The 23,719-nt window shown below is 48.0% G+C and carries 18 protein-coding genes and 1 riboswitch; of the genes, 13 read left to right on the top strand and 5 right to left on the bottom strand.

The annotated features are described in order from the left end of the window. Positions 1-214: 214 nt before the first annotated feature. Complete coding sequence (locus ABR335_RS15590; protein ID WP_017550893.1) at positions 215-1,705, bottom strand: amino acid permease; 1,491 nt, start codon at positions 1,703-1,705, stop codon at positions 215-217. 99 nt (positions 1,706-1,804) lie between these two features. Next, positions 1,805-1,998, bottom strand: a riboswitch (Lysine riboswitch). Between the two features lie 711 nt (positions 1,999-2,709). Between ABR335_RS15590 and ABR335_RS15585 the strand changes: the two genes are divergently transcribed. From ABR335_RS15585 to ABR335_RS15560, 6 genes are all read left to right on the top strand, one after another. Further along, positions 2,710-3,252 (top strand): helix-turn-helix domain-containing protein, encoded by a 543-nt coding sequence (locus ABR335_RS15585; RefSeq protein WP_026684611.1) that lies wholly within the window; start codon positions 2,710-2,712, stop codon positions 3,250-3,252. A gap of 26 nt (positions 3,253-3,278) precedes the next feature. Beyond that, positions 3,279-4,379 (top strand): ABC transporter ATP-binding protein, encoded by a 1,101-nt coding sequence (locus ABR335_RS15580; RefSeq protein ID WP_014096316.1) that lies wholly within the window; start codon positions 3,279-3,281, stop codon positions 4,377-4,379. Then, a complete protein-coding gene (locus ABR335_RS15575; protein ID WP_035189136.1) occupies positions 4,376-5,167 on the top strand; it encodes an ABC transporter permease in 792 nt (263 codons plus the stop codon). The genes ABR335_RS15580 and ABR335_RS15575 overlap by 4 nt, the downstream gene beginning before the upstream one ends. Positions 5,168-5,170: 3 nt before the next feature. Beyond that, positions 5,171-5,980, top strand: a complete 810-nt coding sequence (locus tag ABR335_RS15570) for an ABC transporter permease (protein WP_017550888.1) — start codon at positions 5,171-5,173, stop codon at positions 5,978-5,980. Next, positions 5,977-7,050, top strand: a complete 1,074-nt coding sequence (locus ABR335_RS15565; RefSeq protein ID WP_035182645.1) for an ABC transporter substrate-binding protein — start codon at positions 5,977-5,979, stop codon at positions 7,048-7,050. The genes ABR335_RS15570 and ABR335_RS15565 overlap by 4 nt, the downstream gene beginning before the upstream one ends. Before the next feature lie 64 nt (positions 7,051-7,114). After that, positions 7,115-7,306: a hypothetical protein gene (locus tag ABR335_RS15560; RefSeq protein ID WP_052301525.1), complete on the top strand. Its 192-nt coding sequence runs from the start codon at positions 7,115-7,117 to the stop codon at positions 7,304-7,306. An 813-nt stretch (positions 7,307-8,119) separates the two neighbouring features. On the opposite strand, the gene ABR335_RS15555 is transcribed toward ABR335_RS15560, so the two are convergent. Continuing rightward, positions 8,120-9,511 (bottom strand): hypothetical protein, encoded by a 1,392-nt coding sequence (locus ABR335_RS15555; protein WP_014096312.1) that lies wholly within the window; start codon positions 9,509-9,511, stop codon positions 8,120-8,122. Positions 9,512-10,771: 1,260 nt separating this feature from the next. Here ABR335_RS15555 and ABR335_RS15550 point away from each other — a divergent pair. Continuing rightward, positions 10,772-12,181 (top strand): amino acid permease, encoded by a 1,410-nt coding sequence (locus ABR335_RS15550; protein WP_014096311.1) that lies wholly within the window; start codon positions 10,772-10,774, stop codon positions 12,179-12,181. Positions 12,182-12,241: 60 nt separating this feature from the next. On the opposite strand, the gene ABR335_RS15545 is transcribed toward ABR335_RS15550, so the two are convergent. The 3 genes from ABR335_RS15545 to ABR335_RS15535 are packed head-to-tail and all read right to left on the bottom strand — an operon-like array spanning position 12,242 to position 15,131. Further along, a complete protein-coding gene (locus ABR335_RS15545) occupies positions 12,242-12,961 on the bottom strand; it encodes a LutC/YkgG family protein (protein ID WP_014096310.1) in 720 nt (239 codons plus the stop codon). After that, complete coding sequence (locus tag ABR335_RS15540) at positions 12,958-14,388, bottom strand: LutB/LldF family L-lactate oxidation iron-sulfur protein (protein ID WP_013858241.1); 1,431 nt, start codon at positions 14,386-14,388, stop codon at positions 12,958-12,960. Before ABR335_RS15540 ends, ABR335_RS15545 begins: the two co-directional genes overlap by 4 nt. Before the next feature lie 23 nt (positions 14,389-14,411). Next, complete coding sequence (locus ABR335_RS15535) at positions 14,412-15,131, bottom strand: (Fe-S)-binding protein (RefSeq protein ID WP_061577725.1); 720 nt, start codon at positions 15,129-15,131, stop codon at positions 14,412-14,414. A gap of 406 nt (positions 15,132-15,537) precedes the next feature. Between ABR335_RS15535 and ABR335_RS15530 the strand changes: the two genes are divergently transcribed. The 6 genes from ABR335_RS15530 (at position 15,538) to ABR335_RS15505 (ending at position 23,717) form a co-directional block, all read left to right on the top strand. Further along, a complete protein-coding gene (locus ABR335_RS15530) occupies positions 15,538-16,698 on the top strand; it encodes a PucR family transcriptional regulator (protein WP_014096307.1) in 1,161 nt (386 codons plus the stop codon). 107 nt (positions 16,699-16,805) lie between these two features. Beyond that, on the top strand, positions 16,806-18,173 hold the full coding sequence (locus ABR335_RS15525) for an aminotransferase class III-fold pyridoxal phosphate-dependent enzyme (RefSeq protein WP_014096306.1): 1,368 nt from the start codon (positions 16,806-16,808) through the stop codon (positions 18,171-18,173). A gap of 85 nt (positions 18,174-18,258) precedes the next feature. Beyond that, a complete protein-coding gene (locus ABR335_RS15520) occupies positions 18,259-19,410 on the top strand; it encodes an iron-containing alcohol dehydrogenase family protein (RefSeq protein ID WP_014096305.1) in 1,152 nt (383 codons plus the stop codon). Positions 19,411-19,554: 144 nt separating this feature from the next. Then, complete coding sequence (locus ABR335_RS15515) at positions 19,555-20,784, top strand: Zn-dependent hydrolase (RefSeq protein WP_276210855.1); 1,230 nt, start codon at positions 19,555-19,557, stop codon at positions 20,782-20,784. 26 nt (positions 20,785-20,810) lie between these two features. Next, positions 20,811-22,346, top strand: coding sequence for an NCS1 family nucleobase:cation symporter-1 (locus tag ABR335_RS15510; RefSeq protein ID WP_014096303.1), 1,536 nt, complete (start codon positions 20,811-20,813; stop codon positions 22,344-22,346). 18 nt (positions 22,347-22,364) lie between these two features. After that, positions 22,365-23,717 (top strand): NAD(P)-dependent oxidoreductase, encoded by a 1,353-nt coding sequence (locus ABR335_RS15505; RefSeq protein WP_014096302.1) that lies wholly within the window; start codon positions 22,365-22,367, stop codon positions 23,715-23,717. The last annotated feature ends 2 nt before the right edge of the window (positions 23,718-23,719 follow it).

Below are 23,719 nucleotides of genomic sequence, written 5' to 3'. Positions count from 1 at the left end.
TTTTTGGCAAATTTGTGTGCGCCATTGTTAAAAAAGGCTGGAATCCGCATAAAATAAAGGATTCTGAGCTAGGAAAATATTTAAAATGAATTTTTTCCTAGATAAAGGAAACGTTTTCATAAATTAAAATAAAGGTAAATTTCATATAATTTATTTTAAAAGTAAGTTTCTGATGAAAGTAAAAAACCTGCGGCAGCCACCGCAGGTTTTTCCGTTAGGATTCCCGGTTAAAATCGCATTCCTGTAAAGAAACGACTTTTGTCTTTTTCACAAATTTATAAATGAGCCATACGGCAATAAAGATGGGCAGGCCGATATACGAGACAAACACGCTTTCCCACTTAATATGGTCTCCCAGAAATGCCTGGTAGTTTTGCCCGAGAATGACGACCGTACAAACGGCAAACGCAAATAGCGGGCCGAATGGGAACCATCTCGAACGGTAAGGCAGGTCGCTCAACGCTTTGCCTTGCGCCACATATGCACGGCGGAACCGGTAATGGCTGATGGCAATCCCGAGCCAGGCGATAAAGCCGGATAAGCCGGATGCGTTCAGGAGCCAGTTGTACACTGCCCCGTCACCGAAGAAAGATGCAAGGAAAGCCACCGTTCCGACAAGCGCAGTGACAATCAGTGCATTCACCGGTACCCCGCGTTTATTCAGTTTTCCGAGGAATTTCGGCGCTTTGCCGTCACGCGCCAGTTCCCAGAGCATTCGCGTTGACGCGTACATACCCGAGTTGCCGGCAGAAAGAACAGCCGTTAAAATAATCGCATTCATGACAGAAGCAGCAAAGGCAATGCCGGCACGCTGAAATACAATTGTGAACGGGCTCATCGTAATGTCGTCGGCGGTTAGTCTCGAATCCGTGAACGGAATCAGCAGGCCGATGACAAAAATCGCCAGAATATAGAAAAGCAAAATTCTCCAAAAAACAGATTTCACAGCATGCGGAATGGTTTTTTCCGGATCTTCACTTTCACCGGCCGCAACCCCGAGCAGTTCTGTTCCCTGGAACGAAAACCCGGCTGCCATAAAAATCCCGAGTACGGCCAGGAATCCGCCGTGGACCGGGCCGTCTGCAATCGTAAGGTTATGGAAGCCGATTGCTTTTCCACCCATAATCCCGAAAATCATCAGTGCGCCGACAATGATAAAGGCAATGACGGTCACGACTTTTATGATTGCAAACCAGTATTCTGCTTCCCCGAACCCTTTTACAGATAAATAATTTAATAAGAACATGATGAGAAGGCAGGCCGCACTCCACACGATCGAAGGCGTATGCGGGAACCAGAATTTCATGATAATGGTTGCTGCCGATAATTCGGCCGCAATCGTGATCGCCCAGTTATACCAATAGTTCCAGCCAAGCGCAAATCCAAGTGCCGGGTCAACAAATTTCGTCGCGTACGTGCTGAAGGTGCCTGCAACCGGCATGTAGGCAGCCATTTCCGCAAGACTTGTCATTAAAAAGTACACCATGACGCCTATTAAGGCATAAGCGAGAAGCGCCCCGCCCGGCCCCGCGCTGTGGATTGCCCCGCCGCTTGCCAGAAAAAGCCCGGTTCCGATTGATCCGCCGAGGGAAATCATGGTCAGGTGGCGGGATTTTAATTTTCGCTTTAGTTTTGTCACTTCACCCTTTTTCGTAACGGGAACCGCTCCAGCTGTAGTGCTTTGCCCATGATAGAAGTCATCCATCCTTGATACACTCCTTTTTATATAGGAAGGAGCAGGGAATAAACAAAAATGCCGCAGTCGTGGAGACGCGGCATCAAAGCGTATACCCTCCATCAACCTTCCGAAGATAGCTCAACACATATGCGAGGGGGAATCGCATATGTGACAGTTCTGTTCCTGTTCGGAAACAGCCCCAACATGGCACCGCGGGATCCGGCACCACATTTCGGCAGCTTTTCCTTTCAACCGGAGTCTTAAACTTTACCCGTGTCTCGTCCGATTTACTCATAAAAGCTGCGACCTCTACCTCACCGGATTTGATGAGGATTTTTTTATTCAATTTGATTTACATATAATTATAGTTATGTTTTTAGGGAAAATCAATAGAAAAGGCAGGAAAATGAGGTGGCAAAAATAGGTGTTAAATAGGACTTACTGAATCAGTAAAATTTCTAGATTTGGCAAGGCTCTGACAGCTTTGACAACCATTTTAATGCAAGGATTTTACAACAAATCTAGGGAAATGCTTGCACTTGTATTGAGAAGATAAAATCACCCTTTTCGCAAAAAAATTCTTCTATATTTTGAGACAGAGCTTGTAGATAAATGGGATACAAACTCAGAATCCAGATTCGTTCAGCAAGCCCTAAAAAAATGAGCTTACATTTTTTCATCAAGCCCGGCGCCTTTTTACAGCAGGCAACAGCGCGACAATATTTTGTTCCTATTTTTACAAACATTTGCCCCTCTATAAGAAAACTAAAAACGCTTGAGGGGGATTTTTACATATGCGGGATGGCAATTTTGGAATGCCTGTGCGATTTCGTCCCTTTTGAACCATGACTGCTGTTTTTCCGCGGGTACATACAGCAGGGGGACAGCCATGATTTGTGTTTTTTTCAAAAAAACCTTTACATCTGCCTGCTTTTTTGTATAATACATATGAAAGTAAACTTAAAGTTTAACAAAACAAAACTTCCTTGCCTTTGAGTTTACAAATGCTAAACAAAATGGAAGGTTTTATGATGGAGATCGGGAAAAAAATTAAAAACTTAAGGTTAAAAAAAGGACTCACCCAGGAGGAACTTGGAGAGCGTACGGATTTAAGCAAAGGCTATATTTCCCAGCTTGAGCGGGATTTAAGCTCCCCTTCGATTGACACGTTTTTTAATATATTGGAAGTGCTCGGCTGCACGCCGAAAGAATTTTTTGACGAAGAAGAGCGTGAACAAAAAGTCGTATACGGGGAAGAAGACCAGACCGATTATCTCGATGAAGAGCGCGGTTATAAAATCCAGTGGCTCGTCCCGGAATCGAATGAAAAGGAAATGGAACCGATCCTGCTTACGCTTGAGGAAAAAGGGGAGTTTAAAACGTTTGAACCTTCTTTATCGGAAACCTTTGCCTATGTACTGGAAGGCCGGATTGCGGTGCGGCTTGGCAAACGCCTGTACCGTGCAAAAGCCGGAGAAGCCATTTATTATCATGCATCCGATGAGCATCAGATCCTGAATGACGCGGAAGGCCGGTCCAGGCTTGTACTCGTTGCTACGGAATCGTATCTGTAAGCTGAACATAGAAGAGGAGGACAGCAATGAACAGTGATATCATCATTCGTTTTGAACATGTCACAAAACAATACGACGATGATCCTGCTATTTTGGATGACGTCAGTTTTGAAATAGAACGCGGAAAATTTTACACTCTGCTCGGACCGTCGGGTTGCGGAAAAACAACGATTTTGCGCCTGATTGCGGGATTTATTGCGCCGACAAAAGGAAATATTTACATCAATGGAAAAATCGTGAATGACGTGCCAGCCAACCGGCGCCAGGTCAATACCGTTTTCCAGGATTATGCGCTATTTCCTCATTTAAATGTGTATGAAAACGTCGCATTTGGGCTGCGCATTAAAAAAATGAAGGCAGCTGTGATTGAACAAAAAGTAAAAGAAGCCTTGAAGTTTGTGAATCTGGAAGGCTATGAAAACCGGGAAATCAGCGAAATGTCAGGCGGGCAGCGGCAGCGTGTCGCGATTGCGCGCGCGATTGTCAATGAACCGGAAGTGATTTTGCTGGACGAACCGCTTTCCGCGCTGGATTTGAAGCTAAGGACAGAGATGCAGTATGAACTGCGTGAACTGCAGCGCCGCCTTGGCATTACGTTTATTTTTGTCACGCACGACCAGGAAGAAGCGCTTGCGATGAGCGATGAAATTTTTGTCATCAATAACGGGAAAATCCAGCAGAGCGGCACGCCGACCGATATTTACGATGAACCGATCAACCGCTTTGTCGCGGACTTTATCGGCGAGTCCAATATCCTTCCGGGAAAAATGATCAAGGATTTTGTTGTGGAATTTAACGGCCATGCGTTCGAATGCGTTGACCGCGGCTTTCATCCGAACGAGCCGGTTGAAATTGTCATCCGCCCGGAAGATTTAGAAATCACGACACCGGAAAAAGGGAACTTGAAAGTGCGGGTGGATACGCAGCTGTTCCGCGGCGTCCATTATGAAATTTGTTGCTACGATGAAGAGGGAAATGAATGGCTTGTCCACTCGACAAAAAAAGCAAAAGTCGGGGATACGATCGGCCTTTATTTTGAACCGGAAGCGATCCACGTGATGAGATTCGGCGAAACAGAAGAGGAATTCGACCGGCGCCTGGAAGCGTACGATGAGGTCCGGCCATGAAAGTAAATGCACGCACTTTTTATCTCGTTCCGTATTTGCTGTGGATCCTTCTTTTTGTAATCGCGCCGATTTTGCTCATTCTCTATTATTCTTTTTTTGATATTGAAGGGCATTTGTCGCTTGTCAACTATGAAAAATTTTTTACGCCCGTTTATTTGAAAATGACGCTGAGCTCTTTTTGGTATGCGTTTTTGATTACGGCGTTTACACTTTTGATTTCGTATCCGACTGCTTATCTTTTGACAAAATCGCGGCATAAGCAGCTCTGGCTCTTATTAATCATTTTGCCGACATGGATCAATTTGTTGTTAAAAGCGTATGCGTTTCTCGGGATTTTCGGCACATTCGGCCCGGCCAACTCGTTTCTTGAATGGATGGGCATCGGGCAAAAGCAGATTTTATTTACAGACTTCAGCTTTTTGTTTGTGTCTACTTATATTTTTATCCCATTTATGATTTTGCCGATTTATAACGCGCTTGAAGAACTAAACCCGGTCTTTATGGATGCGGCGCGCGATCTTGGCGCCTCGAAATGGACCACGTTCCGCTGCGTTGTGTTTCCGCTCACGCTGGACGGTGTCAAATCAGGGTGTCAGGCTGTCTTTATTCCGTCTCTGTCACTCTTTATGATTACGCGCCTGATTGCGGGAAACCGTGTCATTACGCTCGGTACGGCAATTGAGGAGCATTTCCTTGTCACACAGGATTGGGGCATGGGGTCTACGATCGCCGTCTTTTTGATCATTGCCATGGTCGTCATTATGATTGTGACCGGCAACCGGAAGTGAGGGATGAAGTTGAAAAAAAGATGGAAATGGTCAAACTTATATCTGATATTTGTGTTTATCGTCCTTTACGCACCGATCTTTTATTTAATGTATTATTCGTTCAACAAAGCAGGGAACATGCATGAATTTAGCGGTTTTACATGGGAATGGTACAAGGAAGTGTTCCAGGACACGCGCCTTATGATCATTGTCATCAACACGCTTGTGATTGCGCTACTCGCATCCGCGATTTCAACGGTGATCGGTGTGATGGGGGCGCTCGCGATCCGGTTTGTGAAAAGAAGAAGAACGAAAAATGCGCTGCTTTCGCTCAATAATGTGCTGATCGTAAGCCCTGACGTCATTATCGGTGCATCGTTCCTGATTTTATTTACGATTGCAGGGATCAAGCTCGGGTTTACATCCGTTCTCGTTTCGCACATCGCTTTTTGCATTCCGATTGTTGTGCTGATGGTGCTGCCGAAACTGCAGGAAATGAGCCCGACTTTGATTGATGCGGCGCGCGACCTTGGGGCAAGCCAGTGGGATGTGTTGTCGAAGGTGATTCTCCCGTATATTACGCCCGGTATTTTTGCCGGTTTTTTCATGGCGCTCACGTATTCGCTCGATGATTTTGCCGTCACCTTTTTTGTCACCGGCAACGGCTATTCGACGCTTTCCGTTGAAATTTATTCGCGGGCACGCCAGGGGATTTCACTCACGATTAACGCGCTGTCAACGCTGCTCTTCTTCTTCTCTATTATCCTTGTGATCGGGTACTACCTCGTGAACCAGCGCCAGGCCCGTACGAACGGAATGGGGGTTAAAAGATGAAACAGCTGCTGCGTGTTTTTATTGCGATAATCGTTGTCGCCCTTGCCCTGCAATTTCTCGCTGGGCGCATGAACCAAACGGAAGGCTATGCAGGCGGAAATACGCTCACGATTTACAACTGGGGGGATTATATCGATCCCGCCTTGATTAAGAAATTTGAAAAGCAGACCGGCATCAAAGTCATTTATCAAACTTTCGATTCGAACGAAGCCATGATGACCAAAATTTCCCAGGGTGGTACAACGTTTGATGTTGCGGTTCCATCCGAGTATATGATCGAAAAGATGAAAAAGGAGAACTTGCTGATTCCGCTTGATCATTCGAAGCTGCCGAACTTGAAATATATCGATTCGCGCTTTATGGATTTGCCGTTTGACCCGAAAAATCAATACTCAGTGCCTTATTTCTGGGGGACGGTCGGGATTGTGTATAATTCAAGTATGCTCGGTGGCAAAAAAATTACAAGCTGGGACGACCTGTGGGATCCCGATTTGAAAAATCAGATTCTGCTTGTGGACGGCGCCCGCGAAGTGATGGGGATGGGGCTCAACAGCCTGCATTACTCGCTGAATGATACGAATGAAAAACATTTGCAGCAGGCAAAAGCAAAACTTGACCGGCTGATGCCGAATGTGAAAGCGATCGTCGGCGATGAAATCAAGATGCTACTGGCCAATGAAGAAGCTTCGCTCGGGGTTGTCTGGTCGGGGGATGCGGCTGAGATCATGTCAGAGAATAAAAAGCTGAACTATGTTGTGCCGAGCGAAGGCTCCAATCTCTGGTTCGACAACATGGTCATCCCGAAAACAGCGAAAAACGTGGATGGCGCCCTGAAGTTTATCAATTTTATGCTCGATCCGAAAAACGCCGCGCAAAACGCCGAGTACGTCGGTTATTCAACGCCGAACAAAGCGGCTCTGAAGATTTTGCCAAAATCGATTTCCGGCGACCGCCGTTTTTATCCGGACGCTGCACTCACAAAGAAACTGGAAGTATATAAAAACCTTGGCAAGAAAAAACTCGCCCGCTATAATGAGCTGTTTCTGGAGTTTAAAATGCATACCAAATAACGAAAGCCGTCCCGGATGCGCGGGGCGGCTTTCAAGTTGATCACGGGCGAAAATAACCGGCGGAATGTCTTTTGAAGCGGGAACGGACATCACTCGGGTGGCGATTGAAATATTTTTTGGAGGTTTGAAAAGGCCAAAAGCGGCTTGGTTGGTGTTCGAAATGTCCTTTTGGGGGTTTGAAAAGGCCAAAAGCGGCTTGGTTGGTGTTCGAAATGTCTTTTTGGAGGTTACAAAAGGACAAAAGTGGCTTGGGTAGTGTTCGAAATGTCTTTTTGGAGAGCTCAAAAAGACAAAAGGAACCCGGGCAGTGATCGAAATGTCCTTTTGGAGGGCTCAAAAGGACAAAAGGAATCCGGGTAGCGATCGAAATGTCCTTTTGGAGGGTTCAAAAGGCCAAAAGTGGCTTGGGTAGTGTTCGAAATGTCTTTTTGGAGGTTTGAAAAGGACAAAAGTGGCCTGGTTGGTGTTCGGAATGTCCTTTTGGAGGCTTCAAAAGGACAAAAGCGGCTTGGGTAGTGTTCGAAATGTCTTTTTTGAGAGTTCAAAAGGACAAAAGGAATCCGGGCAGCGATTGAAATGTCCTTTTGGAGGCTTCAAAAAGACAAAAGGACCCCGGGTAGCGATCGAAATGTCCTTTTGGAGGTTTCAAAAAGACAAAAGTGGCCTGGTTGGTGTTCAAAATGTCTTTTTGGAGGTTTCAAAAGGCCAAAAGCGGCTTGGGTAGTGTTCGAAATGTCTTTTTGGAGAGTTCAAAAGGACAAAAGGGACCCGCCCACCAATAGAAATCCTTCATCGAGATTATGAAAGACAAAAGAGAGACGGCAGCCCTCGGAAATGTCCTTCATCCCGCGCATGAAGGACAAAAGGGGATCCGCCCGCCCTCGGAAATGTCCTTGATCGCGGGCATGAAAGACAAAAGGGACCCCGCCCGCCCCCAGAAATGTCCTTCATCACAGGCATGAAAGACAAAAGGGGATCCGTCCGCCCGCAGAAATGTCCTTCATCGCAGCCATTTGGGCGACCTGCGTACTCGGCCATAAAAAAAGCAGGGTCTGGCCCCACTTTCGCCTTACGCTCTTCGCTTTTCCATATCAATATACAAATTTCGGTATGCGTTCGATTCCGCTTGCATGCCGAGTTCGTGATAAATTTTTGACAACCATTTGACCGGGGCGGGGTCGTTTTCCCGCAACTCCATTTCCCAGCTGAAACAGTCAAGCGCTCTGTCGTACTGCCCAAATTCAAAATACAATTCCCCGAGCAGGGATTGCTTGTCGGGATCGTCCGCCATTTGGTGCATTTGCTCCACTTTGCGGATGGCCGGCAAATGCCCGGCTGCTTTCTTGAACGGAAGCAGCCATTCCAGTATATAGGAAGTGTCCCGGTGCTGTAACAAATAGGAAGTGCATTTTACCACGAATTTCTCTGCCTGTGCCGGATGCCCGGAAAAGAGCGGGGCAAGCCGGTTCAGTGCTTCTACATCTGTTTCACCATCATCCGGGCTCCATGATTCAAGCATCTTTTCCACTTTTTCTGCCTGTTTCGCACTCAACTGAATCTGTTCCTCAAGCATCATCGGGATCATTTTTTCCAGTTGTTTTGTCTCAATATAAAACTTTAGTAAATCTTGCTGCAGCGGTTCAAACTGCCGGATGCGGGCATAGAGATTTTCCAAAATGGCCATTTTTTCCGCCTCTTCGAAATGCGCGTCCAGCCGTTCAAGGAGCGCTTTGTAGCCGGTATCGGTCGGCGACGATTCCATTTGCTCAAGGCTTAACGCGATTTCGTCCGCCCACCGGTTTTGCGCACGCAGTAGGTCGCAAAGTTTTGCAAAAGCTTCGGCATCCGGCATTTTCTCATATAAAAGTTTTTCGGCATAAAGGGGGTCTTTCCGGATCAGTTCGGGTGAATAGGATTGAAAGAGTTTGTCGTACTTAATCAGATTTAAATCGCGGGACATTTGCTTGACCCAGCTTTGCTTCGGCGCAAAGTCTTTTAAAATGCGAAGGATGCGCGTGCACTGCAATAGCTGGCCATTGCGGCGGTATTCATAAAAGATGGATTGGATATATTCAAAGAGCTTCCGTTTCGGGACAAACGATTCGAAAAACGTGGCAATCCAGGCGGCTTCAAGTGGCGGGAACAGTTTCTCCATTTTGCCAGTAAGCTGGGCAAAATGAATGGTTTTAAATGAGCAACCCGGCTGGAAAAGCAAATCAATCAGCGGATGGGGAGGCTCGAGCACAATGCAGTCACGGAAAGCCTGTGCCACTTTGGACCCCCGTTTGATTTTGGTTGCGGGTATCGCGTTCAAATAATGGTCCTTGTAAAAAAACACATACCACAGGCGGCCATCATCACCGGTTGCCTCGACAAATTTGCCCTGCAAAAAAACGGCCATCCTTTCTATATCCGCGTGAACCACATGTTTGCGGTCTGTAATGGTCAATTGGGCTGCCATAAAATCCCCTCCTTGATAGTTTGATTATACCATACGAGAGCGGGATTGCGACCATCGGATATTTCGGAACAGGTTTACGATGTTGAAGGATCGCGGGCCGTTCTAAGAAAGATTTTAGGCCCGGTTTTGGCTCTGAACCACAAGTAAAAGGTTCGTGGCCTCTCATCTGTGCAAAGTAAAAAATCCGCTGCATGTGGGGGAAATGCCAATTTTTAAATGAACAGGGTTAAATTGCCAAACGAAGTGATATGCGTTCCGGCCCCGGGTCAGCATTTCAGTACCTTCACGAAAAACTTCACGTACGTCCTTTTATTTAGGGTTTGCTGAACAAATCCGATTCTGAGTTGGTACCCAATTTGTCAACAAGATCTGTCTCAAATATAGCCTTTCTTCACATAGAACGCGTCTAAGTTAAGGAAGCGCAGAAAAAAGGAGGTCTTTCTTAACGTCTACGTGAAGGAAGCGAGGAAAAAGGAGGCCTTTCTTCACATAGAACGCGTCTAAGTTAAGGAAGCGCGAAAAAAGGAGGTCTTCCTTAACATAGAGCCTGTCTGAGTGAAGGAAGCGCAGAAAAAAGGAGGTCTTCCTTCACGTAGAGCCCGTCTAAGTTAAGGAAGCAAGCAAAAATAAAGGCCCTTCTTAACATAGAGCCCGTCTAAGTTAAGGAAGCGAGGAAAAAAGAAGGTCTTCCTTCACGTAGAGCCCGTCTAAGTGAAGGAAGCGTGGAAAAAAGACGGCCTTTCTTCACATAGAACGCGTCTAAGTTAAGGAAGCGCAGAAAAAAGGAGGTCTTCCTTCACATAGAACGCGTCTAAGTTAAGGAAGCGCGGAAAAAAGGAGGTCTTCTTTAACATAGAACCCATCTAAGTTAAGAAAGCGCGAAAAACGAAGGTCAATCTTAACATATTCTAATCATTGAAACAGCTTTCAATCACAAAGTTTTCCTATATTTTGCATTTAAAGTTTCACAAAATCCTCAGCATCCCTTGCCGATTCTGTAGGTTTTGCTTATTCAGCAAGCCCTATTTCATGTGCAAATTTTTACTCTGCCGTGTTCCATGACGAAGCAAACAAAACAGTTTCTGCAGCCGCCAAGCAGATGCAGGCATATCCGGGAAGGATGGAAAAGAACGATAAGAGTTACAATTTCTTATAATCCAAATTTTTTCTTAATTTGTTATATTTCTATATTGATAAATTTTCAATAAAAAGTATAATAGAATTATGCAATTATCCAAAAATTCTTGGGGAGGATGAGAAATGAGCATCTTTCAGACAAAAGCAATCGCAAACCTTGTAGAAGGGACCCAGGGCAAGCAAGGGCTGAAAAAAGCGCTTGGTGCACTCGATCTCACTTTGCTCGGGATCGGCGCCATTATCGGCACAGGGATATTCGTGCTGACAGGTGTGGCTGCAGCAAACTATTCCGGCCCTGCACTCGTTATTTCCTTTATCCTGTCGGGGCTCGCATGTGGATTTGCTGCCTTGTGTTATGCAGAATTTGCATCAATGGTGCCGGTTGCCGGAAGTGCTTATACTTACGGGTATGCGGCGCTGGGTGAATTTTGGGCATGGATTATCGGCTGGGATTTGATTTTGGAATACGGCCTGGCTGTTTCAACCGTTGCGATCGGCTGGTCCGGATACGCCGTGAACTTGCTTGGAAATCTCGGAGTTCATCTGCCAAAAGCGCTGACGCTTGCACCGATGGACGGTGGCATTGTCAACCTGCCGGCCATTCTCATTATCGCTCTAGTTGCCTGGCTGTTGTATTCAGGGGTCCAGCAGACATCTCGCCTGAACGGCATCATCGTAGCCATAAAAGTAGCCGTTGTCCTGCTGTTTGTGGTGCTTGCTGTCGCACATGTGAAACCGGTCAACTGGCATCCGTTTATGCCGTTCGGATTTAAAGGCGTGCTTTCGGGCGCAGCGGTTATTTTCTTTGCTTACATCGGCTTTGATGCTGTATCGACAGCTGCAGAAGAAACGCGCCGCCCGCAAAAAGACGTGCCGCGCGGAATTTTGTTCTCCTTGTTAATTTGTACCGTGTTGTATATCATCGTTTCCGCCATTTTGACAGGCGTTGTCAAATTCAGCATTTTCAGCAGGCCGGAAGCTGCTTCTGCTCCCGTTGCGTATGCATTGCAGCAAATTGGCATTCACTGGGGTGCGGCACTGGTTTCCGTTGGGGCCATTTGCGGGATTACTTCCGTATTGGTTGTTATGGCATACGGGCAGACGCGTGTATTGTTTGCCATGTCGCGTGACGGACTTTTGCCTAAAATTTTTTCAAAAGTCAGTGAAAAGAGAAAAACTCCAGCGACTTCAACTGTTTTGGTCGGAATCGTCACCGCGATCACAGCCGGGTTCCTCCCGATCAATATTGTGGCTGAGATGACCAATATTGGGACGCTTGCTGCATTTGTGATTGTATGCGTGGCAGTCATTGTGCTCCGATATAAACGCCCGGATCTGGAACGTCCGTTTAAAACACCGCTTGCCCCGGTTATACCGGCTCTCGGTGCAATTACTTGCGGCATATTGATCGCAAGCCTACAGCCGGCAACCCTGATCCGCTTCGTTGTCTGGTTCGCAATCGGCATGGTGATCTACTTCGGATACAGCATCCGCCACAGTGAGCTGCAACAAGAAGCGAAAAAAACAGCGTAAAACCAAAAATAGATGGCCTGTTTCAACAGGTCATCTATTTTTTGAATTTTTTGCGTTTTATTATTTGTCGTTCACAACAATGTAAGCCGCTTTGACTGGCCCGTGCACGCCGACGATCAAGTTCATTTCAATGTCAGCAGAGTTGCTTGGGCCGGTAATAAAATTGATGCATGACGGGACGGTTTCCCCGTTTTTGATCTTTTCGCGGATCTGTAAGGCGGCCTGCGTCATGCGCGGGACAATCGTGCTTTTCGGTACAATCGCGATATACGTCTTCGGCAGCAGGCTGACCGACCGGCCGCGTTCTTTGCTGCTGAACAAAACCACTGTGCCGGATTCCGCCAATGTGATATCACTGAACGTAATCCCGACATTCGCTTTTTCGCACAGCGCAATATTTTTTTCGCCGATTTCGGGATCCCAGACATGGGTTTCGATTCCCATTTCCGGCCAGCCTTCCTCAATCAGCGGGGTTAAGCCGAATTCCCCGAACCGCTTGTCATTCCAAAGCGAGACAGGCCCGCCGCCGTACAGTTCTACGACTTCGTTTAATTTTCCGGGCAAAGTTTTTGCATCCGTTTCAAAAAAATCAACATGGACACTGAGCGACTGCTGGCGCAATACTTCCAGCAGTTCCTCCTGGTTTGCATTTGGCAGTACATCATATTGCGGCTTATGCTTGTAATCCGGACGGGCAACGCCGGATACAACCGGTTTGCGGCCGAGCCTGCCGGCAATATTATTTAAAAATGCATCCCGGTTTTGGATGGCTCCGTTCATTTTTTCTGCCCCCTGTCTTTCTCCCGCTTTTCAAACCAGTCACGGAAAGGTTCTTTGTTCGGCGCAGGGAAATCGCGCACATCCGTCCACGGTTTCATCGGCCCCGGTCCTTTATGGATCAAATCGTCTTTTAAAAACGGACGGACGACTTTGGAAGCCATTTTTGCCCCGGCCCCGTAAAGTCCAGGTTTTGAAGCGCCGACGCCGAACGCTTTCATCAACAGCCGTTCTGCTACCGGTGAGCGTTTTTCTTTTTCCGCGATCACTTGGCGGTGCTTAATCAAAAGCTCATGCAGCGGAATTTTCACCGGGCAGGCTTCTGTGCAGGCTCCGCAAAGCGAAGAGGCGTACGGGAGTTCTTTGTATTTGTCGTATCCGCCTAAAAGTGGGCTTAATACCGCGCCGATCGGTCCTGGGTAAATGGAGCCGTACGAATGGCCGCCGATATTCCGGTAAACCGGGCATACATTGATGCAGGCTGCACAGCGGATGCACTGCAGCACCTGTTGGAATTCCGTCCCGAGAATATCGGAACGCCCGTTGTCGACAATCACGAGGTGGAATTCTTCCGGCCCGTCGACTTCGCCTGCTTCTTTCGGGCCGGTCACGGTTGTAATATAGCTCGTCAGCCGCTGACCGACCGCGCTCCTCGTTAAAAGGCTCACCAAAACTTCAAACTCTTCGTAAGTCGGGACCAGCCGTTCCATCCCCATCACAGCGATCTGTGTTTTCGGAAGGGTTGTGACCATGTCGGCATTCCCTTCATTTGTGACAAGGCCGACCGATCCGCTTTCGGCAATGGCAAAGTTGCAGCCGGTAATCCCGATTTCCGCTGATAAAAATTCTTCGCGCAAAACTTTACGTGCAAACGCGGCCAGCTCCTCCGGTTTTTCTGTGCCGGTATAGCCGAGGCGGTCACGGAACACGTCGCGGATTTGATCTTTGTTTTTGTGCAAAGCCGGCGCGACGATATGGGAAGGATGGTCGCCGGCCACCTGTAAAATGTACTCGCCGAGGTCGGATTCGACAACAGTGCTGCCCGCTTCCATCAGGGCTTCGTTCATGCCGATTTCTTCCGTCACCATCGATTTCGATTTAATCACTTTTTTCGCGTTTTTTTTCTGCACGACTTCTTTAATATACCGGCTCGCTTCTTCAGCGGTCTGGGCAAAGAAGACATGGCCGCCGCGTTTCGATACATTTTCGCTTAATTGATATAGATAATAGTCCAGATTGTTTAAAACATGCTGGCGGATTTCTTCGCCGAGCGAACGCCATTCTTCCCAGTTTCCGAGTTCATTGGCCGCTGCCAGCCGGTTGGTTTGCAGCCGTTCCTGGGCACTTCGGACGGCACCGCGCATAAAATCATCGTTGATGCCTTCTTCGACCCTGCCTTTAAATTTTTCATCACTAATCGATAAACCCATTTTTTTCACCCCTTTGCCGTTTTTTAATCCCTGCTGTTCAAAACTTCAGCAATATGCATAATTTTTATCGGTTTTCCTTTACGCGTCATCCGGCCGCCAATATTCATTAAACAGCCGCAGTCGCCGCCGATTAAAACGTCAGCACCGGTTTCTTCGACGTGCTCCACTTTTTCGTCCACCATTTGCTCGGAGATTTCGCTCATTTTCACGGAGAACGTGCCGCCGAACCCGCAGCATGACAATGCATTAGGCAGTGGCACAAATTCAAGGCCGTCCACATGTTTTAACAGTTTCATAGGCGCGTCTTTTACTCCGAGCAGGCGCGTCATATGGCATGATGGATGGTAGGTGGCCTTTGCGTGCAGGCTCGCCCCGACGTCTTCCACTTTTAATACATCCACGAGAAATTGTGTAAATTCGTATGTTTTCGCAGCGAGCGCTTTTGCTTTTGGTTCCCACACCGGGTCGCCTGCAAAAATTTCCGGGTATTCTTTAAACATGTATGCGCATGAGCCGGAAGGAGATACGACGTAATCTGCGTTTTCGAACGCTTTCATCATTTGTTTCATCGCAGGTTTTGTATCTTCCAGATAACCGCTGTTATAGGACGGCTGCCCGCAGCAAATCTGGCCTTTTGGAAGATCAACTTCACAGCCCTGCCGCTCCAGCACTTCCACCATTGCTTTCCCGACATCCGCTTTGAACATGTCGACAAGGCAAGTGATGAACAAACTCACTCTCACAATATTCACCTTCTTAAAGTATTAGGTCAATCATCAGATGACCGGATTACAGTTATTATACTCCTTATAGTGAAAACTTGGCAATGAAAGAAATATAGGTTTTAAAACTTTTGCCCTACGAAACGGCAGTTCTGATTGGTTTCCATTCCGGAATCGAAAAGTTAATTCCATTCTATATGTTTATTTTAATGGAAAGATACAAATAAAACACCTGATTTACCGCTTTTTCTATCTTTAGTGACCTTTCTGGAGAGCCCAGCCTTTTTAGTCAAGCCGAACAGTTCTCTTAACGGAAAAGATGCTGCCTTCCTGTAAATAATTCAAAAATTTTAGATACTTATTTACATTTTATCCTTGTCTCTTTACGATATAAATATATGAACATGTTTGGAAAGGGGATGATGATTTGGTCACTTTGGAAAAACTTGTCGAATTGCCTGCGTTTGGCCGGATTGTGCTTGCCGCCGGAAAGTCAGGAATCAGCCGGGCGGTTACGGGGGTCAATGTGACGGAGAGCGTTGATTGGGCGGATTTTTTTAAGCCGAACGAACTACTTGTCACCACTGGGGTCACCATGGGCAATGATCCTGAAAAATTGGAGGAGATGGTGGCGTTTGCCTGCGGTCGGCGCGCAGCCGGGATTGTCATTAACACGGGCCCGTATATTCCTGAAATTCCAGAGGCGGTCATCCGGTTTGCCGATTCACAACATTTTCCGGTTTTTCAAATGCCATGGGATTACCGGGTAGCAGATTTTATAAAAATTACCGTCCAATTTTTGATGATTGAGCAAGGTAAAGAAGCGCTTTCCCAGCAAATACTTGCGGAACTCCTTTTTAACCCGGGGATGGACCGGGCGTATATGCGGAACGGGCTGTTCAAACTCGGTTTTGGGGAAGATGCAGATTACGGCATCATCGTTTGTACCCAGGACACGGAAAAGCCTGATATGTTGCCGTTTGCACAAACGGTGGAAGATGTTTTCCATGCCCGTTATGCGCAGTATCTGGCCGGCGTTTATGAAGACCAGATTATTTACCTTGTCGACCGTTCAAAAGTGCGGACGCCAGATATCCCGTTTGCAAGGGCAGCGGCAAAAATTCAGGAATCCATTTATAAACGGAATATGGAAAGCCTGCTTGTGGGGATGGGAAATTTTTACCGGGATATTGCCGGGATCCATAAAAGCTACCACGAAGCAAAAATGGTCATCCAGCTTGCCAAGCGCCAAGCTGTACCGCCTATTTGCAAATACAAGGAAATCGGCGCCTATAAAATTCTAATGGAAGTCAAGGATCGCGAAAGGATTGCAGGGTTCCACGGGGATATGCTTGGCAACTTGTACCGCTACGATGAGTTGCACGGCACAGATTATGTCCATTTCCTGAAAATTTATTTGGAAGAAGACGGCCAGACTGCTGCGATCAGCCGCCGCGAATTTATTCACCGCAACACCGTGCTGTATAAGGCGAAAAAAATAGAAACGATACTGGATGCAGACCTGACCCGCAGTTTTACAAAGACCAATCTTTCGCTTGCGTTCATGATTGAAGACATTCTCCAATGAGTATGTGCAACCGCACAAAATAATTTGTTCCAATCATCATTACATTCTGAAAAAAACCTTTTTATAATGAGGTTATCATTTACAAAATAGAAATGGAGCTGTCAATCATGAATGAAGCGGAGATTACGCAAATCCAGCAAGACGATCGGCAGTATGTCATGCACTCGTGGGCGAAACAGGCGTATGTGCGGCCAACGGTAATAACGAAAGCAAAAGGCATTTTTTTCTGGGATGAAAGGGATCATAAGTGCTATGACATGTGCTCCCAGCTTGTTTATTTGAATGTCGGGCACCGGCACCCAAAATTGTTGGAGGCGTTTAAATCGGTCGGGGAAATTCCGCTCGCCGCGCCGGCGTTTGCCACCGCGCCAAAATCTCAACTTGCCCGCAAAATTGTTAAGGCGGCACCGGAAAACATGGCCAAAGTATTTTTTACAAATGGGGGTGCGGACGCCAATGACCATGCTGTGAAAATTGCGCGGATGGCCACCGGGCGTTATAAAATTTTTTCGCGCTATCGTTCCTACCATGGCGCGACATTTGGAGCCGGCAACCTGACAGGGGAATCGCGGCGCTTTCTCGTGGAACCAGGGATCCCCGGTTTTGTAAAATTTGAAACACCCTATCTGTACCGCGAAACGCTGGATTTTGAAAGTGAGGAAGCGGCGTCCGCTTTTTACCTTAACCGTCTGCACAGCCAGATCCTCTATGAAGGGCCTGATCAGATTGCCGCTGTTTTCCTTGAGCCGGTTCCGGGCTCAAATGGCGTCCTCATCCCGCCGAAAGGATATCTTGAAGGCGTGCGCGAATTGTGCAGCCGCTACGGAATCCTGATGATCTGCGACGAAGTGATGACCGGCTTTGGTCGGACGGGCAAAATGTTTGCTGTCCAGCACTATCCTTTTGAACCAGATATGATTACTTTCGCAAAAGGAGTGACAAGCGGATACAGCCCGCTTGGCGGTGTCATTCTCAGCCGGGACGTAGCGGAATACTTCGATGAGCATATTTTTCTGACTGGCCTGACCTACAGCGGTCACACGGTTTCAGCTCAAATTGGCTGTGCCTCGATGGACATTTACCAGGAAGAGAATCTGCTTGAAAATGCCCGCGAAACCGGGGGTGTGCTGGCAGAACGGCTCAAACAGTTGAAAAAATTTCGCGCAGTCGGAGATGTCCGCTCGATCGGCCTCTTTGCCGCAGTCGAGCTCGTAAAAGATAAGGAAACGAAGGAACCGCTTCAGGCATATGGCATGGATTACGGAAAAGATCCGTCCGGCCTTATGAAGAAATTTGTAGCGCTGCTTGCAGAAAAAGGTTTTTATACCTATTCGCATGAGTCAAGTGTGATTATTGCCCCGCCGCTGATCATTACAGCCGAACAGGTGAATGAAGCGATGAACTTGTTTGAAACGGCCCTTCGCGAGTTTGAAGAGAACGTATTGTTTCCTGCAAATACTTTAACGGTAAAATGAGGAAAAGCATTGTTGGGATAGAAAGTTTTTCAAAAACTTCATTGGCGCCGGCCGGTGAACTGCGGAAAGGTAAGGGATTGTTGAAATGGAGGACTTTTTTTATAAACAGCCCGTCCCGATTGATTTCGGGGCCGGCAAGATCAGGAAGCTACCTGAAATCATCAAACAGACAGGCGGAAAAAAGGGCATTTTAATCAGCGCCCCGTCGATGCTCAGACAGGGAATTGCGCAGGATATCATGAAAGAAGCTGGTGGTGCGCTTACGGCGGTGTTTTCAAGTATTCAGCAAAATCCGACCGTAAAAAACACGGATGATTGCGCGCGGATGCTGCGTGAAGAAGGAGCAGATTTCGCGGTTGCCATCGGGGGAGGCAGTGTCCTCGATTGCGCGAAAGCTGCTGCCTGCATCGCGCAGACGCCATACAGCGCGTCTGCGTTTCTGGCAAAAGCACAAACGCTTGTGCAACCGGGCATTCCGCTGATCGCCATTCCCACAACTTCAGGGACTGCGAGCGAAGTGACCAATGTGTCGGTCCTGACCGATACCAAAAAAGGCATTAAGGCGCTGATTTCAAGTGATTTCCTTTACCCCGCGTATGCTCTCGTGGATCCTGAATTGACGCTCTCGTGCCCGAAACATGTTACAGCGTCAAGCGGGCTTGATGTGCTTGCACATTCCCTTGAAGCCTATTATGGGAAAAAGCACCAGCCTTATACAGATATGGCGGCTGAACGGGCTGCAGCGCTCGTGTTTGAATACCTGCTCCCGGCTTACCATGAACCTGGAAATCTGCAGGCGCGGGCAAAAATGAGTGAGGCATCCGTCACAGCCGGGCTTGCTTTTAACATGACGCAGACGGCCGCCGCCCATGCCTGCTCTTACCCGCTGACTCAGGAATTCGGCATTGCGCACGGGGAAGCATGCGCTTTTACCCTGCCGTCGTTCTGGCGTTTGAACAGTGTGGAAGGACCGGAAAGCGGGCGCCTTGAAGCGTTCAGCCGCTGCCTCGGGTTCAAAGATGCGGACGCGCTTGCCGGTCGTATTGATGAAATGAAAAAAGAAATGGGGCTTATCACGACGCTTGAGGAAGCAGGTATTGAAACGGAAGCAGATCTGGACCGGCTTGTCGCAGCGAGCTTTGCACCAAATATGCAGAATAGCCCAGTGAATATAACAAAAGACAAATTGAAAGTTATGTACAGCCGGCTCGCAGGCGGAAAAGTTAAACTGGCTTGATAAAAGCTTCGGCGTTCATTAGCGGTGAACAGTAGATTTTTTCACAAAAAAATAAACTGAAAATTATCTTAAAAATAAACATTAAAACAATAAAAATAGTGATTTTGTTTTTTCAGTGATATTCAACAAAAGGAGGAGAAAGGCATGCAGCAACAAAAAATGCTGGTTAATGCACAAAGGTTACAGGAAACGCTGGAAAAGTTTGCGTCATTCGGGCGGACGCCGAATAACGGGGTTACACGGTTATCATTGTCGCAGGAAGATCTTACAGCAAGGGAGTACTTGGAAACTTGCTGTAAGGAAATCGGGATGGAAGTGAAATACGATGACATGGCAAACATGTATGCTACAATGCCCGGCAAAGAAGGCAAGCCGCCTGTGGTGATGGGCTCCCATCTCGATTCCGTCAAGAAGGGCGGACGCTTTGATGGCGTTCTTGGTGTCGCGGCGGCATTGGAAGTGGCTCGCACGATTCATGACAACCGGATCAAATTGGAAATCCCTTTTACCATCGTCAATTTTACAAATGAAGAAGGGGCAAGATTTGAGCCGGCGATGATGTGCTCGGGGGTCATTTCGGGCAAATTTGATAAGCAAACCGTTCTTCAAAGCCGGGATGAGACGGGGATGACATTCGGAGAGGCGCTTTCGGCGAGCGGTTATGCCGGCAGCGTTGAAAACCGCCTGAAGGAAGCAGCCGCCTTTCTTGAAATGCATATCGAGCAAGGTCCGGTCCTGGAAAGTGAAGACAAACAAATCGGAATTGTCGAAGGGGTCGTCGGCATGGTCAATTATGAAATTGAAGTCACTGGCGAATCCAACCATGCTGGCACGACGCCGATGGGTATGAGGAGGGATGCATTGTTCGTTGCTTGTGACATCATCAGGGATGTTCGTGAACAATTGAGTATGCTTGACCCGGAACTTGTTTATACGATGGGGCGGATGAATGTGTATCCGAATATCCATACCGTCATTCCGAATAAAGTGGTGTTCACACTTGAAGCAAGGCACAAAGATCCTCAAGTAGTGTCGCAGGTGGTGAGTACAATCAGGACGTTACCGCAGGAAATGGGCGGATGCACGATTGCTTCAAAAAAATTATGGTCCCGTGATACCGTTGCATTTGATCAGGGCATTGTCAGCCGGCTTGAAAAATCGGCTCAGTCGCTTGGGATTTCCGCCAAAAGAATGTACAGCGGCGCTGGCCATGATGCGCAATTTATTGCAAGCTACCTGCCAACCGCGATGATTTTTGTACCGAGTGCAGGTGGCAAAAGCCACTGTGAGGAAGAACTGACGTCATATGAAGACTGCGCGCGCGGCGCAAACGTGGCACTGGATACCGTGTTGTCTTTGCTTACAGGGCAATAACAGCAAATGAAAACGGAGGGGAACGGATGAAATCACAAATTGAAGAAAACGGTATTGTCATCCTGACGAAGGAAACGGCAGAACAATTGCAGCACTCAAACCTCTGGAATGATGACCTGCGCCCTGCAACAAAAGAAGAGCATACCTGGACAGGAAGGAGTTTTGCAGCTTTATGGATCGGCATGTGCCTGATCATTCCTTCCTATACAATGGCAAGCGGCATGATCTCGCTTGGGATGAACTGGTGGCAGGCACTTCTGACCATTTTTCTTGGAAACTGCGTTGTGCTGGTCCCGATTTTGTTAAATGCGCATGCCGGTGCAAAATTTGGGATTCCTTATCCGGTATTTGCAAGGCTCTGGTTCGGATCAAAAGGCGCACATATTCCGACTTTGGCTCGTGCGATCGTGGCAGCCGGTTGGTTCGGGATTAATACCTGGATCGGCACGACAAGTATTGACGCCTTGATGTCGCGCATGGTCTCGGGCTGGTCCGGCCTGCCTTTTCATACCGGAATTGTATTTCTGCTTTTCTGGGCGTTAAATGTTGGCATTGGGATCAAAGGGCCTGAAGCGATTAAATGGCTTGCCACCATTTCTACACCGGTGGTTGGGGTCTCGTCCATAATTTTATTTATCTGGGCGGCCACCCATGTCAATGGCTGGGGGCCAATACTCACAGCGCCGAGCAAGTTCCAGACGACAGGCGAATTTCTCGCGGTGTTCTTCCCGGCACTGACCGGCGTCATAGCCTTTTGGGCAACGCTTGCGCTTAATATTCCCGATTTTGCCCGCCATGCGGTGAACCAAAAATCGATGATGATTTCCCAGTCGTTTGCGCTGCCGCTGACGATGACAATATTCTCTTTTATCGGCATTTTCGTCACTTCCGCCACCGTTGTGATTTTTGGTCAGGCACTTTGGCAGCCGGTTGATCTGCTTTCAAAATTCCCGACTCTTGTCGTTTTTATCGGGGCCATTGTTGTCGCCATTTCATCCATTACGGTCAATGTCGGCGCGAACCTGGTGGCCCCGGCCCGGGCAGTTGAAAATTTATGGCCGCGGCGCCTGACATTTGCGTCGGGCGCAATTGTGACAGGCCTTTTTGCCATTGCCATGCAGCCATGGTACCTCATGTCAAACTTTCAAAATCTGATTTACGGTTTTCTTGGCACATACGGTGCGCTCCTCGGCCCGATTGACGGTATTGCGATCGCCGATTACTGGATTGTAAGGCGCCGGAGGTTTGACCTAAAAGAACTGTATGAGACGAACGGGCGCTACAACTATTCTTCCGGAATTAATACGAGCGGGGTATTTGCGCTTGTGATCGGCATTGCGGTTCCGGTTGTGGGGCTTCTTGTCCCGGGCCTTAGATTTTTGTGGGACAATGCGTGGACAGTCGGAATCTTAGTTGCCGCTGTTGCCTACAGCTGGCTGATGCGCAATGACAGGAGTTTGTTGTCCCAGAAAGCATATGAAGACATCACCGTTTTTGTCAGCCGTCATGAAAAAGGCGGTGCGGTGACCGCAACCGTTGCGGAACAAAGCAATCAAATATAACTTGCAGGGGGTGTTTGAATGGAATCTTTGACGGTCTCAGCCGTGTTTAAAGAAGTTCGGCGAGATTTATCCGCACAGGAAGCAGTGGAAGAAGCAAACCGTTGTTTATACTGTTATGATGCGCCATGTACGAAAGCCTGCCCGACCGGCATTCCCGTTCCTTCTTTTATCCGGAAAATCGCCACGGGCAATTTGAAAGGTTCCGCGCGTGCGATTCTGGAAGCCAATCCGATGGGGGCGACCTGTGCCCGCGTCTGCCCTACCGAAGAATTGTGCGAAGGGGCATGCGTGCTGAACGAGCTTTCCCTGCCGATTATGATTGGCGATTTGCAGCGGCATGCCGTTAACTGGGCGATGCAGTCCGGGGAGACTCTTTTTGAAAAACGCACGTCAAACGGCATGAAGGTTGCCATTATCGGCAGCGGCCCAGCCGGTTTATCCGCGGCTAGGGAACTGGCGAGGCACGGCTTTGGCGTCACTGTTTATGAAGCAAAGGAAAAAGCGGGCGGACTCGATACATACGGGATTGTCCCGTTCCGCCTTCCCCAGGAAATTCCGCTCTGGGAAGCGGACCAAGTGACAGCTTTGGGCGTGGAGATTTTGACAGAAATAAGGGTCGGCGAAGACATTTCAGCGGAGGAAATCCTCTCCCGCTATGATGCCGTGCTAGTTGCATGCGGAATGGGAAATGTTCCGCGCCTCGGCATCCCCGGAGAGGAGTACAACGGCGTTTTGGATGCAATTGAATTGATCGAGAATATCAAAGAAGGCAGGATAACGAATGAATTTAAGGGCAAAAGGGCGGTTGTCATCGGTGCCGGGAATACAGCGATCGATGCTGCCACCTGCCTGAAGCGCGCGGGGGCGGCGGATGTAAAAATTGTCTACCGCAGAACCGAAGCGGAAATGACGGCTTACAAAAGTGAATACGAATTTGCGAAGCGGGAGGGAATTGAATTCAGATGGCAGTGGCAGCCCGCAGAAATCATCAGCGATGTATCCGGCAATGTTACGGCGCTTTCTTTGAGCCGGGTCGTGCTTGGCGCACCTGATGCCTCTGGAAAACGCAAGATCCAGGCAACAGAAGATCCGAAATTTAGGCTAGAAACAGACGTGGTGGTCCGGGCGATTGGCCAAAACCGCCGTACTGATCTAATCAATGCATTCGGCCTTGTGCATCACCATGGTATTCTTGCAGTGGATCCGGAAACTTATCAAACTTCCAATGAAAAAATTTATGCGGCCGGAGACGTTATTTTTGGCATCGGCCCCACGGAAGCGATGGTAGTCAGTGCGGTTGAACAGGGAAAGAAGGCAGCATATGCCATTCAACGCGCCATGCAGACGCGTTACATGAGAGAGGAGGTTTAGTT

It is taken from the genome of Heyndrickxia faecalis, assembly GCF_040267745.1.
Classification (GTDB): domain Bacteria; phylum Bacillota; class Bacilli; order Bacillales; family Bacillaceae_C; genus Weizmannia; species Weizmannia faecalis.
The sequence above is the reverse complement of the archived record's forward strand: the minus strand, read 5'-3'. Positions and strand labels throughout refer to the sequence as shown.

What these genes read in the sequence shown, in the direction of transcription:
- ABR335_RS15590 (WP_017550893.1), bottom strand. Translation starts at nt 1,705, where the DNA reads ATGGATGACTTCTATCATGGGCAAAGCACTACAGCTGGAGCGGTTCCC.
- ABR335_RS15585 (WP_026684611.1), top strand. Translation starts at nt 2,710, where the DNA reads ATGGAGATCGGGAAAAAAATTAAAAACTTAAGGTTAAAAAAAGGACTC.
- ABR335_RS15580 (WP_014096316.1), top strand. Translation starts at nt 3,279, where the DNA reads ATGAACAGTGATATCATCATTCGTTTTGAACATGTCACAAAACAATAC.
- ABR335_RS15575 (WP_035189136.1), top strand. Translation starts at nt 4,376, where the DNA reads ATGAAAGTAAATGCACGCACTTTTTATCTCGTTCCGTATTTGCTGTGG.
- ABR335_RS15570 (WP_017550888.1), top strand. Translation starts at nt 5,171, where the DNA reads ATGAAGTTGAAAAAAAGATGGAAATGGTCAAACTTATATCTGATATTT.
- ABR335_RS15565 (WP_035182645.1), top strand. Translation starts at nt 5,977, where the DNA reads ATGAAACAGCTGCTGCGTGTTTTTATTGCGATAATCGTTGTCGCCCTT.
- ABR335_RS15560 (WP_052301525.1), top strand. Translation starts at nt 7,115, where the DNA reads ATGTCTTTTGAAGCGGGAACGGACATCACTCGGGTGGCGATTGAAATA.
- ABR335_RS15555 (WP_014096312.1), bottom strand. Translation starts at nt 9,511, where the DNA reads ATGGCAGCCCAATTGACCATTACAGACCGCAAACATGTGGTTCACGCG.
- ABR335_RS15550 (WP_014096311.1), top strand. Translation starts at nt 10,772, where the DNA reads ATGAGCATCTTTCAGACAAAAGCAATCGCAAACCTTGTAGAAGGGACC.
- ABR335_RS15545 (WP_014096310.1), bottom strand. Translation starts at nt 12,961, where the DNA reads ATGAACGGAGCCATCCAAAACCGGGATGCATTTTTAAATAATATTGCC.
- ABR335_RS15540 (WP_013858241.1), bottom strand. Translation starts at nt 14,388, where the DNA reads ATGGGTTTATCGATTAGTGATGAAAAATTTAAAGGCAGGGTCGAAGAA.
- ABR335_RS15525 (WP_014096306.1), top strand. Translation starts at nt 16,806, where the DNA reads ATGAATGAAGCGGAGATTACGCAAATCCAGCAAGACGATCGGCAGTAT.
- ABR335_RS15520 (WP_014096305.1), top strand. Translation starts at nt 18,259, where the DNA reads ATGGAGGACTTTTTTTATAAACAGCCCGTCCCGATTGATTTCGGGGCC.
- ABR335_RS15515 (WP_276210855.1), top strand. Translation starts at nt 19,555, where the DNA reads ATGCAGCAACAAAAAATGCTGGTTAATGCACAAAGGTTACAGGAAACG.
- ABR335_RS15510 (WP_014096303.1), top strand. Translation starts at nt 20,811, where the DNA reads ATGAAATCACAAATTGAAGAAAACGGTATTGTCATCCTGACGAAGGAA.
- ABR335_RS15505 (WP_014096302.1), top strand. Translation starts at nt 22,365, where the DNA reads ATGGAATCTTTGACGGTCTCAGCCGTGTTTAAAGAAGTTCGGCGAGAT.